Raw genomic sequence first — 15,929 nt, 5'->3', positions numbered from 1 at the left:
TCGGGTAGCGGAAACGGCTGGCGCGCTCACGAGGCCCCCGAGGTTGCGAAGGCGTCCTCGACGACATCGAAGGCCTCACCGAGCTCGGCATCACTGATCGCGAGAGGGGGAAGGAACCTCAGCACGTTGCCGTAGGTCCCGCACGTCAGCACGATGACTCCCTCACGATGGGCGTAGGTCGCGACGGCCTTCGCCAAGGCGGGAGCCGGCGTCATAGAACCCGGCTCCACCAGCTCGACCGCGATCATGGCTCCTCGCCCACGGATGTCGCCGACGCGGTCGTCCTTCTCCTGGATGCTCCGCAGCCGTGCCTTCACGACCTCTTCGATCCGACGTGCCCGCTCGACCAGCTTCTCGTCGGCGATGGTGTCCATGACTGCGAGAGCAGCAGCACAGGCCAAGGGGTTGCCCCCGTAGGTGCCGCCGAGCCCTCCAGGGTGCACGGCATCCATGAGATCGGCGCGTCCGGTGACCGCCGACAGAGGGAGCCCGCCGGCGATGCCCTTGGCTGTGACGATGAGATCAGGGACGACGCCCTCGTGGTCGCTGGCGAACATGTCGCCCGTGCGAGCGAAGCCGGTCTGGACCTCGTCCGCGACGAAGGCGACACCGTTGGCCCGGCACCACTCGGCCAAGGCAGGAAGGAAGCCTGGAGCGGGGACGATGAACCCGCCCTCGCCCTGGATCGGCTCGATCACGACGGCAGCCAGGTTGGTGGCGCCGACCTGCTTCTCGATCTGGTCGATGGCGCGAGCGGCGGCCTCGGCGCCGGAGAGTCCGCCGTCGCGATAGGCGTAGGAGAGCGGGGCTCGATAGACCTCGGGGGCAAAAGGTCCGAAGCCGTGCTTGTAGGGAACAGACTTGGCCGTCATGGCCATGGTCAGGGTCGTACGCCCGTGATAGGCGTGGTCGAAGACGACGACGGCCTGTCGGCCCGTGGCGGACCGAGCGATCTTCACGGCGTTCTCCACCGCCTCCGCGCCCGAGTTGAACAGCGCCGTGCGCTTGTCGTGGTCGCCAGGGGTCAGTCGGTTGAGTCGCTCGGCGACCTCGAGGTAGGACTCGTACGGAGTGACCATGAAGCAGGTGTGGGTGAAGCGCCCGGCCTGATCAGTGACCGCCTCCACGACGCGCGGCGCGCTGGACCCCACGGTCGTGACGGCGATCCCGGAGCCGAGGTCGATGAACACGTTGCCATCGACGTCCTCCAGCACACCTCCGTGCGCAGCGGAGGCGTACACAGGGAGCGTCGTGCCTACTCCCCCGGCGACCGCATCGAGCTTGCGCGCGGCCAGCTCGCGTGAGCGAGGGCCCGGGATCTCTGTCACGAGTCGTCGGGCCGTGGCAATGGGTGAAGTGCGAGTGCTGGTCACGCGTCAAGGTTCACCCGCTCACATGTATGTCGTCCAATGCCAGTTGATCAACGAGCCGATGCCCCCAGGACATGACCTGGCGTTCACATCGACGTACGGCGCAACGACCCGACAGTGCTAGCTCGCAAACGGTGCGTCGCCCTGGCAGCCGTACCTGGTTGCGCAGAAGGCACGGAGTCGGCGTGCCAGGTCGTCCAGGGTGCCGGCCGCGTGGTGTTGCGGATCCCACCCCGCGTGCAAGGTGAGTGTCAGTGCTCCTTGCGGCGTGCTGATCGGCAGCCCGGTCAGTCCGAATCGCGCGTCGTCTGAGAGCACCGCGACGCCCCTGCGTGCCGCAGCCAGCGCTTGTGCAACCTGCGGGTTGCGACACTCGATGAGGTCGGCCGCGGCGACGCCGTGCTGGACCAGTGACTCGTCGAGGAGCTGACGAGCGCGGGCCGTGCCTTCCAGGACGATCAGCCGGTGGGCGGCCAGCTCGGGGACCGACACACGTCCGGACGAGGCCATGGGGTGCCCGGGGTGGACGTAGGCCCAGATGGGAAGGACCGCAACGCGCCTGCTGTGCAGGAACCTCGGAGGCGGGGCCGTGAAAACTGCGAGATCCACGCCGGAGCGCAGCCCGGTGACAGCAGTCGCGTAGGTGGCTTCCTCGACGGTGATCAGCGGATCGTCAGTCAGGAGCTCGGCCAAGAAGGGTGCCAGCACGTCGGTGAGCGTCGTTGTGGGAGCAGCCATCCGAACGCGGGCGAGACGTCCCGCCGCAAGCGAGTCAGCGACGCTCCGTGCGGCCTCGGCGCTGGCAAGCACGGTTCGAGCAGCATCGACGAACTTGAGCCCCGCGGCTGAGAGCTCGAGCCGGCCTTTGTGGCGCACGAAGAGCTCGAAGCCCAGCTGACGTTCCAGCTGCTGAATCTGGCGCGTCAGGGCTGGCTGGGTGATCATCAGCTCGGCGGCCGCCTTGCTGACCGTCCCGACGGCAACGACGGTCGTGAAGCTGTTCAGCAACCGGAGGTCCATTCCTCAGCCCCTCACGGGTCCAGACGCTGTCGCGACGCCGGACGTCAGCCGGCGGAGTCGGGCGTGGGGACGTAGATGGCGCCGCGCTCGCGGACCGGAGCGAGCAGGTCTTCGGAGTAGCGCTCCTCGGCGGTGGCCTCTGAGATGGGCCGGCGCACCTGTCCGGGGTAGCCGAGCGCTTCAAGCACCTGGGGAGCGATGTAGTAGGCGGACGTCAGCGCGAACACCGCCGATTCGACGTGCGCGCCCACGCGGACCACGAGGTCCGCGAGCGTGCAGGACTCACTCTCGGCAGCCGCGGATCCGACCGCGACCACCGCTGGCACGAGCCGAGGGTCGGCGTCCAGCACGCGATCGAGCCAGGACTCATGCGCCCCGACACTGCGACCGGAGGGCAGTCTCGTCGTGCCGGGGAGGATCACGTCCACCAGTGCGGCCAGCCCAGACCGCGTCTGGTCGTCGACCACCTGCGTCCTCTCGTCGTTGATGGTCATGCCGGCACCTTCTGGTCGCCGGCCGTCTCCAGCATGTGCTCGGTCGCCCGGGCAGCGAAAGCGACGATGGTCGGCGTGGGGTTCACGGAGGACGAGGTGACGAAGACGCTGCCGTCGAACACGTACAGGTTCGGGACGTCGTGGGATCGGCCGTAGGGATCAACCACTGACGTCGCTGGGTCATCACCGCACCGTGCGGTGCCCAGCAGGTGCCATCCGATAGCCGGCATGTACGGAATTTCCTTCGTCTCGATCGCGCCGGCAGCGCGGTGAGCCTCGTGCATCCGCTCGAGGTTCCACTGCATGTTGCGCACGCTGTCCTGCGACAGCCGGTAGTTCAGCTTCGGTGCCGGGATGCCGGAGCCGTCCACCATGTCCGGACTCAACGTGACGGTGTTGTTCTCGTCGGGCAGGTCCTCGATCTCGGCGCCCCACTCGAACGACCTTCCGAGCGCTCGCTCGACGATCGCCTGTCCGGCCGCTCCGGTTCGCTGCTCGAGTGGCAGGTCGGAGTACCGCATGAGCAGCTCCATGGGTCCCGGGATCGGGTTGGCACACCACTTGGCCCCACGGGCGAATCCGCGGTCGAGATCGGTCTCGGCGAACTGCAAGGACTGCAGGACGGAACCGAAGGGTCCGAGCCAGCTCTCCATGTCTTCCTCGTAGACGCCGACAACGCCCACGTAGGGATGCATCATCAGTCGCTTGCCCACCAGTCCGGACGAGTTCGCAAGGCCGTCAGGAAAGAGGTTCGATGTCGACAGCTGGAGCAGACGTGGCGTCCCGATGCCGTTACCGCAGACGATGACGGACGAGGCGCGAGTGTGGTGCTCCTTGCCATCGACGTCGAACCAGGTCGCGCCGTTGGCAAGGCCCGACTTGTCCACCGTGATCTCACGGACGCGGGCCTCGGTGACCAGCGTGGCCCCGGCCGCGAGAGCTGCCGGCCACATGGCCACGTCGAACGATGACTTGGCGCCCTCGGGACATCCGGACATGCACGTCGCCCAGCGCGCGCAGGCTCCCCGGTCGCCATGGCTCTTGGTGTTGATGGCGAGTGAGCTCGGCCACCAGTGCCATCCGAGCTTGTTCATGCCTTCGGCTGCCTTGCGGCCGATGCGACCGATAGGCACTGGAGGCATCGAGTGCTCGAGGCCCGGAGGGAGTGCTGGGTCGCCGGCCAGGCCGGAGGTGCCGACCATCTCGCTGAGCAGGTCGTAGTACGGCGCGATCTCCTCGTAGGTGAAGGGCCAGTCATCAGCGACGCTGTAGAGGCTCTTCACGCGGAAGTCGGACGGGACGAAGCGTGGCCACTCCGCGCCCCACAGGACGGTGCTTCCCCCGACCCCGTTGTAGTTGAGCGGGTGCATGTCGGAGTCCACGACGTCGCAGGGATAGTCCCAGCTGTTGTTCCGCACATTGGGGTCCGGGGACCACGAGCTCGCGATGAGCACGTCACGCTCGGGCTTCTGGCTGGGAATGTCCGTTCGCCTCACCCAGCCGCCTTGCTCGAGACAGATGACGCGGATTCCGCTCTCCGCCAGGATGCGTGCTGCTGTGGCGCCTGAGGGGCCGGCACCGATGATCAGCACGTCAGTCTGGGTCGCGTCGGCCGGACGCCCGATCTCTGTCATGAACTTCCTCCGAACTGCTTCGCGAGAACCACTCCTGCTGGCCGACGAGAGACCAGTCATTGATGTATGTCACGTTAGGGACGCCGTGACGAGACCTGAACTGGAATGCTTCCAACGAGTGGCTGGCCGGACCGTCGCATGTCCAAGACGTATCGGGATGCTGTCGAAAACAACCTCGACGTCGGTCGGAGCACCTCGTGTGACGCCGTCGCGGGGGCCGAGCTCATGCGGCATTCTCGTCCGCGGTGGGAACTCCGAGGCCCATCACCACAGCGGTGGCGTCGACGGTGCCGACGATGACCCCGTCGTCGTCGCGGACGATGACGGCGTTGCCAGTAGATGTCATCTGGCTCATCACGTCCCAGAGCTTGGCGTCGGGACTCACCACGGCGAACTGTCCATCACGCAGGTCCTGGAGTGAGCGACCAGTATCGACGTGCCGCAACCGTTCTCCCGAGATCACGAAGGGGGTGCTTCCATGGACGACGACCGAGGTGCTCCCCTCCGCGACGAGTTGCGCCCTGGCCTCATCGATGGTCTCCGTGGCACCCACGACCGTTGCCCGCGTCGCTGCCGTGCGGGCCGTCACCACCTTCGCTCTGGGGGCATCGAGTGCGAAGCGCCGGACGTAGTCGTCCTTCGGCCGCAGGACGATGTCCTCCGGCGTGCCTACCTGGACGAACTGACCGTCCCTCATGATGGCGATCCGGTCCCCCACCTTCAGAGCCTCTGCAAGGTCGTGGGTGATGAACACCGATGTCTGCTTGACGATCTTGGCGAGCCGAAGGAGCTGGTCCTGGAGGTCGGTGCGGATGAGGGGGTCCAGAGCACTGAAGGGTTCGTCCAGGAGCAACAGCCTGGGGTCGACAGCCAGAGCTCGTGCGAGCCCGACGCGCTGCTTCATCCCACCACTCAGCTCGTGTGGGTACTTGTTCTCGACACCACGCAACCCAACGAGCTCGATCACCTCGCGGGCCTTCGACTCACGCTCTCTCCGACCGACGCCGCCGACCTCCAGGCCATAGGCCACGTTCTGCAGGACTCGGCGGTGGGGCAGCAGGCCGAAGTGCTGGAACACCATTGCCCAGTCCTTGCGTCGTGTGTCGCTGAGCTGCCGTCGAGTCATCGCCCGGACGTCGACGCCGTCGATGTCGACGACCCCATCCGTGGGCTCGACCAACCTGGTCAGACAACGGACGAGCGTGGACTTGCCACTTCCCGACAGGCCCATCACGACGAAGGTCTCGCCGGGCTCGACGTCGAACGAGACACCTTGCACCGCGCTGGTGCACTCGAGACGATCTGTGTCCTCGCCGGCGCGCACGGCCTCCAGGTAACGGCTGGCCTGGGACCCGTAGACCTTCCACATGTCGTGGACGCTGATGCTGGCTCCGCCACTTCGTGTGTCTGCGCCAGAAGTAGTCATGGTGGTCATGCTTCCGCCTCGATCCGTTCCTCTGAAGTGTGAGTGACTGTGCTGAGCATCCGTGCCGCGCCTTGAAAGACTCTGTCGATGATCACGGCCACCAGGAGCATGGCCAGGCCACCCTCGATGCCCCGCGCAAGGTCGAAGCGCTGCAGCGAGTAGAGAATGTCCTGTCCCAGGCCGGGCGAACCGATGAAGGCGGTCACGACCGCCATCGCCATGGCCAGCAGCACCGCTTGGTTGAGGCCGACCATCAAGGTGGGCAGGCCGAGGGGGATACGCACCTGGGTCAGGACTTGCCACGGTGAGGCTCCTGCCATGACCGATGCCTCGACGACCTCGGGGTCTACGTTGCGCAGGGCGGCATTCGTGTAGCGCATCATCGGAGGAGACGCTGCGATGAACGTGGCGATCGTTCCTGCCACCTCTCCGGTCCCGAGGAAGATCACTGCAGGGATGACGAAGAGATACACCGGCAAGGTCTGCATGACGTCGAGGATGGGCTTGAAGCACGCCTCCACGCGATCGCTCATGCTCATGAGCACGCCGAGCGGGAAGGCTACGACAAGGACCAGGCCGATGGCCGTGGTGATGACGGCCAGAGTCTCTGCGGCGGACGTCCACATGCCTAGGACACCGATAAGGAGCACACCCACGCCGGCGACGACCGCCGCGAGTCTCCCCACCAGGACCGCGCACGTGAGCGCGACGCCGGCCACCACGACGTACCACGGGACGCTGGTGAAGAGGGTCCCGAGAGGGTTCAGGCCCAGCTCCTGCACAAAAGCCTGGAAAGCATCGAACTGCTCGCCCCACGTGGTGTTCAGCCACTCGATCAACGATTCGATCGGACCCCGGAGGGAGATGACCTTGTCCCAGGGCGGGTCATCGAAGTCCTGCCACGGACCGCGCAACGCGACGGTGGCAGCGACCGTTCCGACGGTGAGCGCGGCGGCTGTGGCCGCGCGCACCACCAAGCGGCGTTTGGACCTCGAGGGGCGGAAGCCGGACCGGTCGCTCCCTGCTGGGTGGACGGCGCTGATCCGGTCCAGCAGGATCGCGACGAACACCAGAGCGATTCCACCCTCCAGGGCGTCGCCGAACGCGAGACGCCCCAACCCACCCCACACTGGCACCCCGAGGCCCGAGGCACCGATCATTGCTGCCATGGTCGCCATGGCAATGGCGTACATGATGGTCTGGTTGAAGCCGGCCTGGATGCTGTGCGAGGCCATGGGAAGCTTCACGCCGAAGAGGACTCGTCGTCGACTCGCCCCCGTCGCGACTGCTGCTTCGACCGTGTCGGGCGAGACACTTCTCAGGCCGACGCTGGTCATGCGCGCGAGGGGGGGTGCAGCCCAGATGATGGTCACCACCAGGGCTGCGGTGTTGCCGATTCCCAGCAACACGATCACGGGCACCATGTAGGCGAAGGACGGGAAGGCCTGCATGACGTCCACAAGCGCCCGCACGGCCGCATCCGACTTCGAGTTGACCGACCCGAGGAGTCCCAGCATCAGTCCCGCTGCCGCGCTGAGGGCCACCGCGACGATCATGAAGGCGATGGTCTCGAGCGTCGGCTGCCACAGATCCGTCAGGAGGATCCAGGCGAAGGCGGCAAGAGCCAGCAGTCCGAGCTTGAAGCCGCGGAGCAGGATGACGGCGGAGATGACAAGAGCGACCACGACCGGCGCCGCGATGAGCGTCAGCGAGTTCAGCAACGTGTCGAACAGTGTCGTGAGCTGAGTTGCGATGGGCTCGTAGAGCCAACGCCCACTGACCACGAACTCGTTGTACTGACGCGAGAACCAGCTGCCCACCTGGATCCGAAGTGCATCGGGGAAGGCGGTTTGTCCGACTAGAACGGCTGACAACAGCGCCACGAGGACGACGAGCGGGAGGAGGTGCCACGACTTGGGCCGCCACGGACTCGTCCGTCGCGAGGTCGTCCTCATCTCGGGCCGGGAGCCGATGGCACCGCGAGCGTCCGCGGTGCCATCGGCGGTCTCAGCCGTCGGCGTTCGAGCTGGAACAGTTTCGTGGGTCATGTCATCGTCCAAGTCTCGACGTGGCGGTCCGGCACTCCGAACTGAATGGTTGGACATCTCGTACTCGCTCCAGCGCGACATGAGGTTCGTCTGAAGGTCAGACGTCTCCCCAGGCCTGCCAGACCTCGGGGTTCTCGTCCATCCACTTCTGGGCAGCGTCAGGGAAGTCCATCCCGTCATCCACCACGTAGCTCATGAGCTCCTTGAGACGCTCGTCCGGCATTTCGTAGTTCTGGAGGATCTTCCAGGCCGTGGGGTACTTCTCCTCGAAGCCGGACGACGCGAGCTGGTAGATGACGGTCTCCGGCCACTGGCAGGCGTACGTGGTGCCCCAGCACTCGTCCGAGTAGGGAGGGAACTCCACTCGGGTGAGGTCCATGATCTGCGTCATGTAGTTCGGACGCCACATGAGGCCCAGCCAGGGCTCGCCGCGCTGGTAGGCGGACTTCAGCTCCGCGAACAGGGCGGGCTCGGAGCCGGCGAAGACCATCTCGTAGTTGAGCTTCAGGTTGTCGATGCGCTCCTGGTCGCCGTAGAAGGGCGCCCACGACTCGGCACCTTCCATGTACTGCCCCTTCGGAGCCGTCTTGGCGGTGGCGAAGACGTCAGCGCAGTCGTTGAGTGCCTTCCAGTCCGGCAGGCCAGGACACGTCGGCTCGATGTCGCGCTCGGGGTCGCCCTCGATGACGTAGGTCGGCACGTACCAACCCTCTTCGCCCTTGTAGTCGGTGGTGCCGAGCTCGACGATCGTCTTGTCCTTCTCGACGAACTTGTCCCAGATGTCGGGAGCCTGCCAACGCCAGAAGTCGAAGACGGCCATGTTGTCCGCCTTGGACATCGCGGTCGCCATGACGGTGTAGTCGGTGATGGGCTGCAGTCCTGCCTCGCCGCCGAGCTCCTCGATCACCTTGGCCATGAGATTGGCCTGGAGGCCGTTCTCCAGCTGGCCATCCGAGCTCATGAAGACGACCTCCCCCTCCTTCTGAAGGGCCTCGGCCACATCGGAGCCGGCAGCCGAGGCCGATCCGCCCGTGTCCGTCTGCGCGCATGCCGCGAGCAGGGTGACTGAGACTCCAGCGACGAGCGCCGTGACGCTCCGACCCCTGGCCCCGCGCTGCGCGGCGCGGCTGACAACGAACCGACTCATGTTGCTGCTCCTTAGGTAGGTGCGACGCTCGGATGCAGGTCCTCATCCGCAGGTGGTCCGGGGCTTGTGCCTCGCAGGGGTGCTCCACCTCACATCGACCTCACCAGTGAACTGGCAACCGTGGCTGTCGACCATCGGTGCATTTACGAACGTGAGCAGTGCTTGTGGTGCCGGCGCCTAACGGTCAGCATCCCGCTGATGAGATGGGCCGACAGGGCCAGCTGCGGGGTCAGAAGGAGCGTCGCCGCCACGATCGCGGTGGCAGCGTCCACCCCGGCGACCGACGGCGTCGCGCTCCGAGCTAGGGCGTCACCACGTACTTGCCGACATGCGTGCGCTTCAGCATGGCGGCCTGGGCCTGGGCGAGCTCGGCCAACGGATAGGACGCGTCGAGCAGCGGTCGCAGCTTGCCAGCCTGCACGAGCGAGACCAGACGCGCGAAGGTCTCGGGCGTGGGGTTCGTGATCCCGTACATCTCGAGGTCCTTGTAGATGAGGTCGCGAAGATCGATCGTGGTCTCAGGACCCCCGATGGCGCCGGCGGTCGCGTATCTGCCGGCACGCGCCAAGACCTTCAGCAGCACGTCGAACATGTCACCTCCCACGACGTCAGCGGCCACGTGCGCGCCCCTGGGCCCGATCTTCTCCTCGACGGCGGCCTGCAGGTCCGGCACATCCCTGGGGACGAACTCGTGAGCGCCCAGCTTGAGCAAGCGCTCGCGCTTGGAGGGACTCGCGATCGCCACGACGCGAGCACCTCTCACGAGTGAGAGCTGGATCAGGGCAGTGCCGACCCCACCCGCTGCTCCGGTGATGACGATCGTCTCGCCCGACTCCAGGTGAGCGCGCTCCAGCATCTCCTCCGCAGTGTCGTACGAGCACGGAAACGTCGCGAGCTCGGCGTCGGACATGTGGCTGTCCACCACATGAGCATTCTCGTCTGGGACCGCGACGAACTCCGCGAAGCCACCATCTCGTTCGCTTCCGAGGTACTGCGAGATCTGCGCATGCTTCGGGAGCGAGGCATCGCGTACGGCGGGATCGACCATCACGCGCTGTCCGACCCGGGTCGGGTCGACTTCTGGGCCTGTGGCGATGATGGATCCCACGACGGCGGCGCCCTGGATGCGTGGGAAGGTCACTGACGACTGGTTCCACGAGGACGCCGGATCGTCGTCGCGTCCGTGAAGGCCGAGGTCCTCGGACAGGCTCGTCTTCACCGCTGTGTCGTACCAGCCCGTGCGCGTGTTGATGTCGGTGTTGTTCATGCCGCACGCGCCCACGCGAACGAGCACTTCGCGCTCCCCCGGTGACGGAGTCGTCACGTCGTCGCGGTAGACCAGCCTGTCGAGCCCGCCATGCCCGATGAGCACGGTCGCGCGCATCGTGGAGGGGACAGGTGTCTCTTTGAGATCAGTCATGCTGCGCCTCTCTGCGACGAGTGTGGCTAGTTGTCGAGGTCGGGCTTGACCATGACGTGCTTGAACTGCGAGTACTCGTCGATCCCGTGCCCCGACAGCTCCTTGCCGTAGCCGGAGTCCCTGAAGCCGCCGAACGGCATCTCCGAGGCGGTGAAGATCTGCTGGTTGACCCACACAGTCCCGAAGTCGAGCTCGCGTGTGAGCCGCATGGTTCGGCCCAGGTTCGTCGTCCAGATGCTGGCCGAGAGCCCGTAGTCGACGTCGTTGGCCATCTCCAGCATGTGGTCCTCGTCCTTGCCCCGCTGGATGGTGACGACGGGGCCGAACACCTCTCGCTGGATGATCTCGGAGGACTGCTCGACATCGGTGACGACGGTCGGAGCGTAGAACCAGCCCGGTCGGTCGAGGCGCTCTCCTCCGATGCGGATGGTGGCACCCGACTCTCGTGCGCGGTCGACGAAACCGCTGACGCGCTCCAGGTGGCGCTCGGAGACCAGAGGTCCCATCGTGGTGTCGGCGTCGGTCGGGTCGCCGACCTGCAGCTTGGACGCTGCGGCGACGAACGCGTCGACGAACTCGTCGTACGCCGTCTCCTCGACGATGACCCGACAGGCTGCCGTGCAGTCTTGGCCGCTGTTGGCGAACCCGAACTCGACAATGTCGCGAGCGGTCTCGTGGATCGGGTTGTCGGCGAAGACAAGCACCGGAGCCTTCCCACCCAGCTCCAGGCCCACTCGCTTCAACGTGTTGGCGGCAAGTGCTGCCACGGCCCTGCCCGTCGAGGTGTCACCGGTGATGGCAACCATCTTGACCTTCGGGTGGGCGACAATGGCCTTCCCGGCCGTGGAGTCGCCCAGGACGAGGTTGAGCACGCCTGGCGGGAGGAACCGGTTCGCGAGGTCCACGAGCTTGATCGTCGTCTGCGGCGTCAGCTCCGAGGGTTTGAGCACGACCGCGTTGCCGGCGGCGATCGCGGGTGCGATCTTCCAGGCCGCCATGAGAAGCGGGTAGTTCCACGGGGTGATCAGGCCGACCACGCCGAGCGGTTCGCGCCGAAGCCAGGAGGTGCTGCCGTTCGCGTACTCCCCCGCGGCTGGCGCGTGGGACGTGCGAGCGGCACCGGCATTGAACCTGAACACGTCCCACGCCCACGGCATCTCCTCCCGGGCGAACGTGATGGGCTTGCCGATGTTCTCGCACTCCAGCCGAGCGAACTCATCTGCCTCGGCCTCGATGGCGTCGGCGATCCTGATGAGGATGTCGGCTCTCTCCGAGGGCGGGGTCCGCCCCCAGTCCCGTGCCGCTGCAGCGGCCTTAGTCACCGCGTCGTCCACGTCTTCCTCGGTCGCCCGACGGTACGCCGCGATGACCTCCTCGGTGACCGGGTTGACCACCAGCGCGGCGTCAGGCTCGTGGGGGTCGATGACCCAAGGAGCCGCCGCGCTGTCGGGACCGAACTGAGAGGTGTTCATGGTGTCTCCGTCTTTCTCAGGACTAGAAATGCTCATGCACGACGCTAGTGCGGCCATGTCGCACGGAATACTGAACAACCGACGAGAAGTGGCTACGTCCTCCGTAACTCTCCCAACAAGGATCCCGGCGACTCGTCGTCCGGCCCCACAGCGGAACACGATTCCCCGCTGCGCGTCGTCGCTTGGTGAGGGCGTCGTCAGCGCGCACGCCATTTCGTGAATCCGCCAAGTGCTCGGCCGTCTTCGATGGGGTTTGATCGACAGATGAGCCTTGGAAGGGAGTTCAGCGCACCGTGAAGCGACGTCATGTCACGCACTTCGGGGTGTTCGAGGCCCGCTCCGACGGCACGGCGCTGTCAGACGTGACCGGGTGGTCAGGCGACTCCGACCCCCGGCACATCATCCACAACGTCGCGTCGAGCCAGCACCACCCGGCTCGCGTCGCGCGTCCTGCCATCCGGCGAGGATGGCTCGAACGGGGGCCCGGGGGTGCGGGTCGCGGCGACGAGCCGTTCGTGGAGGTCGACTGGGACTCTGCGCTCGAACTGCTCAGCGCCGAGCTACGCCGCGTCTACAGCACCTACGGATCGTCAGCCGTGTACGGCGGCTCGTACGGCTGGGCCAGCGCCGGACGCTTCCACCACAGCCAGAGCCAGATACACCGGTTCCTCAACACGCTCGGCGGGTATGTCGCCGGCGTAGCCGACTACAGCTACGGGACGTCGGGAATCCTGTTGCCCCACGTCCTGGGGTCGTCGCCAGCCGCGGTCATGGCTGACGGGACGACGTGGGCTGTGATCCGCGAGCACACCGAGCTCTTCGTGTCGTTCGGAGGACTGTCGGCGAAGAACACCGCGGTGAACTCGGGTGGCATAGCCGATCACTCCGCCCGCGAGGAGGTGCGACGCGCACGGGAGGCCGGCTGCCGCTTCGTCGACATCACTCCGATCCGAGACGACGCGTTCGCCGAGGCGGGGACCGAGTGGATCGCACCGGTTCCGGGCTCGGACACCGCCCTGATGCTGGCGCTCGCCTTCGTCCTCGACCAGGAGGGCCTGGTCGACACGGCGTTCCTCGCGAGCCACACCGTCGGGTACGACCGATTCATCGACTACGTGAATGGGCGCACCGACGGAGTGCCCAAGACGCCGGCGTGGGCAGCCGAGCTGAGCGAGGTCCCAGCCGACGTCATCACCGGTCTCGCGCGCCGGATGGCCGGAGCTCGCACCATGATCAACGTGAGCTGGTCCATGCAGCGTCAGGTGCACGGTGAGCAGCCCGTGTGGCTCGGAGTCACCCTGGCAGCGATGCTGGGACAGATCGGACTTCCTGGCGGTGGGTTCCAGCATGGCTATGGCGCGTCGGCAGAGATCGGCCTCGCAAGACGGGTGGTCAGCCCTCCCTCACTGCCACAGGGCGTCAACCCCGAACCGGCTTTCATTCCCGTCGCCCGCATCGCCGACATGCTGTTGGACCCCGGTGGGGTCATCCAGTTCAACGGTGCGGAGCTGACGTACCCTCACATTGAGCTCGTCTATTGGGCAGGTGGCAACCCGTTCCATCACCACCAGGATCTCGCTCGCTTGAGGCGTGCGTTCTCTCGGCCCTCGACCGTCGTGGTGCACGAGTCCTTCTGGACCAGCACGGCGCGTCATGCCGACATCGTCCTTCCGGCCACCATGTCGATCGAGCGCGACGACTTCGGGTCAGGACGCAACGACCCGCACTTCTTCCCGATGCCCGCTCTGACGAAGCCGGCTGGAGAGGCTCGTGACGACTACGCGATCTTCGGCGACGTCGCCAATCGGCTCGGACTGGGCGAGGCCTTCACCGAGGGGCGCTCGCCCATGCAGTGGCTGCACCACCTCTACGAGGGCTGGCGGTCTCGGCTCGGCGAGCTGGGGCACCACGTGCCCGAGTTCGCCGAGTTCTGGGCCAGCGAGCACATCATGATCCCCGTTGCAGACCCGCGGCAGGTGCTCCACCAGTCGTTCCGCGAGGATCCCGACGCGCACCCGTTGGCGACTCCGTCGGGGCTGATCGAGATCTTCTCCGAAACCATCGAGTCCTTCGGCTACCGGGACTGCCGGGGTCATCCCGTGTGGATGGCCCCCGCGGAGTGGCTCGGGAAGCGCGATCGCGCCTACCCGCTGCACCTGATCTCGAACCAGCCGCGGACGAGGTTGCACAGCCAGCTGGACGTCGGTTCCACGAGTCAGGCGAGCAAGATCCACGGACGCGAGCCGATCCGCATGAACCCGGCCGACGCCGAGTCGCGTGGGTTGCAGACAGGGGACGTCGTCCTGGTACGCAACAGCCGGGGTTCGTGTCTTGCCGGGCTGCAGGTGTCGGACGCGTTGCGTCCCGGCGTCGTCCAGCTGTCAACCGGTGCGTGGTACGACCCGGACCCCGAGGACCCGTCCTTCTGCCGACATGGCAATCCCAACGTCCTTACTGCTGACGTTCCCTCATCGACGCTCTCGCAAGGCACGACGGCGCAGCACACGCTCGTCGAGGTCGAGCGTTGGGAAGGTCCACTGCCTGAGTTGTCCGTCGGACGGCCGCCACCCTTCGCGTGAGGTATGCGTTCAGCAGGTGTCTCGGCCCGCAGACCGCCGACATACGACATTACTTGGACGTCCTAGTATCTCCTTATGACTATCTCCTCGGAACAGCAGGTCTCTAAGGTCGGTGTGGTCGGCGGTGGGCTGATGGGCTCAGGGATCGTCGAGGTGAGCGCCCGCGCGGGCCAAGACGTCGTCCTGGTGGAGTCGGGCGTCGATTCCGCGAGAGCCGCCAAGGCCAGGCTGGCGGCGTCACTCGAGCGCGCGGCAGCGAAGGGACGCATCGAGTCGGCCGAGGGCGTGCTGCAGCGTGTCCATGTTGTCAGCGATCTCGGCGCTCTTGCCGACCGGGAGATCGTCGTCGAGGCGATCGTCGAGGACGAGACTGCCAAGGTCGCGCTCTTCAAGGAGCTCGACGCCGTCGTCGAGGACCCGAGAGCGATCTTCGCGTCCAACACCTCCTCCATCCCCATCATGAAGCTCGGGGTCGCGACGTCGCGTCCCGGTCAGGTGGTCGGAGTGCACTTCTTCAATCCTGTGCCTGTCCTGAGGCTGGTGGAACTCGTCCCCTCCTTGCTGACCTCGCCCGAGACCCTCGAGCGTTCTCGCTCATGGGCGACCGGGCTCGGCAAACAGCCGATCGACTGCCAGGACCGGGCCGGATTCGTGGTCAACGCGCTCCTGATCCCGTTCATCTTGTCAGCGATCCGAATGTACGAGTCGGGCTTCGCGTCGGCTGAGGACATCGACCGTGGCCTGGTGCTCGGCGCCGCACATCCGCAGGGTCCCCTCGCCCTTGCAGATCTCATCGGCCTCGACACCACCCAGGCCGTCGCAGAGTCGCTCTACGAGGAGTTCAAGGAGCCGCTCTACGCCGCTCCCCCGCTGCTGCAGCGGATGGTCGCGGCAGGTCTGCTGGGCCGCAAGAGCGGGCGCGGGTTCTACACCTACTGAGCGGCCGCGCCCTTCCGACTCGACGAAGACCAGGTGCACGCCGGCGGCGTCAGTGCAGGCCGCCGAGATTCAGAACCACCACGCCCGCGACGATCATCGCGATGGCGATCACCCGTGCCATCCCCATCGGTTCGCCGAGGAAGACGGCTCCAATGACGGCGACGGCGGCCGTGCCAAGCCCCGCCCACACCGCGTACGCGACCGACACCGGCAACGTGCGCACGACCAGAGCCAGGAGGGCGAGCGAGACGGCGTATCCCGCAAGCACGAGCGCCGTCCATCCCGGTTCACGGAAGCCGTTCGTCCGAGGCATGAACGACGTGGCCGCCACCTCCACCGCCACGGCGACCAGCAACAGTCCCAATGAGCCCAGCATCACG

At 66.4% G+C, this 15,929-nt stretch carries 12 protein-coding genes; 2 read left to right on the top strand and 10 right to left on the bottom strand.

Annotation, left to right across the window (positions count from 1 at the left end; genetic code table 11):
• Nucleotides 1-26: 26 nt before the first annotated feature.
• The 9 genes from gabT to J3P44_RS06260 all read right to left on the bottom strand — a co-directional run bounded on the left by gabT (nt 27) and on the right by J3P44_RS06260 (nt 12,031).
• Nucleotides 27-1,373 (bottom strand): 4-aminobutyrate--2-oxoglutarate transaminase, encoded by a 1,347-nt coding sequence (gabT, locus tag J3P44_RS06300; protein ID WP_255889405.1) that lies wholly within the window; start codon nt 1,371-1,373, stop codon nt 27-29.
• A 117-nt stretch (nt 1,374-1,490) separates the two neighbouring features.
• Nucleotides 1,491-2,390 (bottom strand): LysR family transcriptional regulator, encoded by a 900-nt coding sequence (locus tag J3P44_RS06295; protein WP_255889404.1) that lies wholly within the window; start codon nt 2,388-2,390, stop codon nt 1,491-1,493.
• A gap of 44 nt (nt 2,391-2,434) precedes the next feature.
• Nucleotides 2,435-2,884, bottom strand: a complete 450-nt coding sequence (locus tag J3P44_RS06290; protein ID WP_255889403.1) for a hypothetical protein — start codon at nt 2,882-2,884, stop codon at nt 2,435-2,437.
• On the bottom strand, nt 2,881-4,518 hold the full coding sequence (locus tag J3P44_RS06285) for a GMC family oxidoreductase (protein ID WP_255889401.1): 1,638 nt from the start codon (nt 4,516-4,518) through the stop codon (nt 2,881-2,883). The genes J3P44_RS06290 and J3P44_RS06285 overlap by 4 nt, the downstream gene beginning before the upstream one ends.
• A 223-nt stretch (nt 4,519-4,741) precedes the next feature.
• Nucleotides 4,742-5,887 carry a quaternary amine ABC transporter ATP-binding protein gene (locus J3P44_RS06280; protein ID WP_255889400.1) on the bottom strand — a complete coding sequence of 382 codons (1,146 nt, stop codon included), beginning with the start codon at nt 5,885-5,887 and terminating at the stop codon, nt 4,742-4,744.
• A 62-nt stretch (nt 5,888-5,949) separates the two neighbouring features.
• Nucleotides 5,950-7,764 carry an ABC transporter permease gene (locus J3P44_RS06275; protein ID WP_255889399.1) on the bottom strand — a complete coding sequence of 605 codons (1,815 nt, stop codon included), beginning with the start codon at nt 7,762-7,764 and terminating at the stop codon, nt 5,950-5,952.
• A gap of 325 nt (nt 7,765-8,089) precedes the next feature.
• Entirely contained in the window at nt 8,090-9,139 is a 1,050-nt protein-coding gene (locus J3P44_RS06270; RefSeq protein WP_255889398.1) for a glycine betaine ABC transporter substrate-binding protein, read from the bottom strand.
• Nucleotides 9,140-9,440: 301 nt separating this feature from the next.
• Nucleotides 9,441-10,559 (bottom strand): alcohol dehydrogenase family protein, encoded by a 1,119-nt coding sequence (locus J3P44_RS06265; protein ID WP_255889397.1) that lies wholly within the window; start codon nt 10,557-10,559, stop codon nt 9,441-9,443.
• A gap of 26 nt (nt 10,560-10,585) precedes the next feature.
• Complete coding sequence (locus tag J3P44_RS06260) at nt 10,586-12,031, bottom strand: aminobutyraldehyde dehydrogenase (RefSeq protein WP_255889396.1); 1,446 nt, start codon at nt 12,029-12,031, stop codon at nt 10,586-10,588.
• Between the two features lie 293 nt (nt 12,032-12,324).
• On the opposite strand from J3P44_RS06260, the gene J3P44_RS06255 reads away from it, so the two are divergent.
• A complete protein-coding gene (locus J3P44_RS06255; RefSeq protein ID WP_255889395.1) occupies nt 12,325-14,610 on the top strand; it encodes a molybdopterin-dependent oxidoreductase in 2,286 nt (761 codons plus the stop codon).
• Between the two features lie 75 nt (nt 14,611-14,685).
• On the top strand, nt 14,686-15,549 hold the full coding sequence (locus J3P44_RS06250; protein WP_255889394.1) for a 3-hydroxybutyryl-CoA dehydrogenase: 864 nt from the start codon (nt 14,686-14,688) through the stop codon (nt 15,547-15,549).
• Between the two features lie 49 nt (nt 15,550-15,598).
• On the opposite strand, the gene J3P44_RS06245 is transcribed toward J3P44_RS06250, so the two are convergent.
• Nucleotides 15,599-15,913, bottom strand: a complete 315-nt coding sequence (locus J3P44_RS06245; protein WP_255889393.1) for a DMT family transporter — start codon at nt 15,911-15,913, stop codon at nt 15,599-15,601.
• Nucleotides 15,914-15,929: the final 16 nt, after the last annotated feature.

Origin of the sequence: Nocardioides astragali, assembly GCF_024436375.1 — a bacterium.
Lineage (GTDB): Bacteria > Actinomycetota > Actinomycetes > Propionibacteriales > Nocardioidaceae > Nocardioides > Nocardioides astragali.
This window is presented reverse-complemented; position numbering and strand designations above follow the sequence as displayed.

What these genes read in the sequence shown, in the direction of transcription:
- J3P44_RS06265 (WP_255889397.1), bottom strand. Translation starts at nt 10,559, where the DNA reads ATGACTGATCTCAAAGAGACACCTGTCCCCTCCACGATGCGCGCGACC.
- J3P44_RS06270 (WP_255889398.1), bottom strand. Translation starts at nt 9,139, where the DNA reads ATGAGTCGGTTCGTTGTCAGCCGCGCCGCGCAGCGCGGGGCCAGGGGT.
- J3P44_RS06285 (WP_255889401.1), bottom strand. Translation starts at nt 4,518, where the DNA reads ATGACAGAGATCGGGCGTCCGGCCGACGCGACCCAGACTGACGTGCTG.
- J3P44_RS06295 (WP_255889404.1), bottom strand. Translation starts at nt 2,390, where the DNA reads ATGGACCTCCGGTTGCTGAACAGCTTCACGACCGTCGTTGCCGTCGGG.
- J3P44_RS06250 (WP_255889394.1), top strand. Translation starts at nt 14,686, where the DNA reads ATGACTATCTCCTCGGAACAGCAGGTCTCTAAGGTCGGTGTGGTCGGC.
- J3P44_RS06260 (WP_255889396.1), bottom strand. Translation starts at nt 12,031, where the DNA reads ATGAACACCTCTCAGTTCGGTCCCGACAGCGCGGCGGCTCCTTGGGTC.
- J3P44_RS06290 (WP_255889403.1), bottom strand. Translation starts at nt 2,884, where the DNA reads ATGACCATCAACGACGAGAGGACGCAGGTGGTCGACGACCAGACGCGG.
- J3P44_RS06280 (WP_255889400.1), bottom strand. Translation starts at nt 5,887, where the DNA reads ATGTGGAAGGTCTACGGGTCCCAGGCCAGCCGTTACCTGGAGGCCGTG.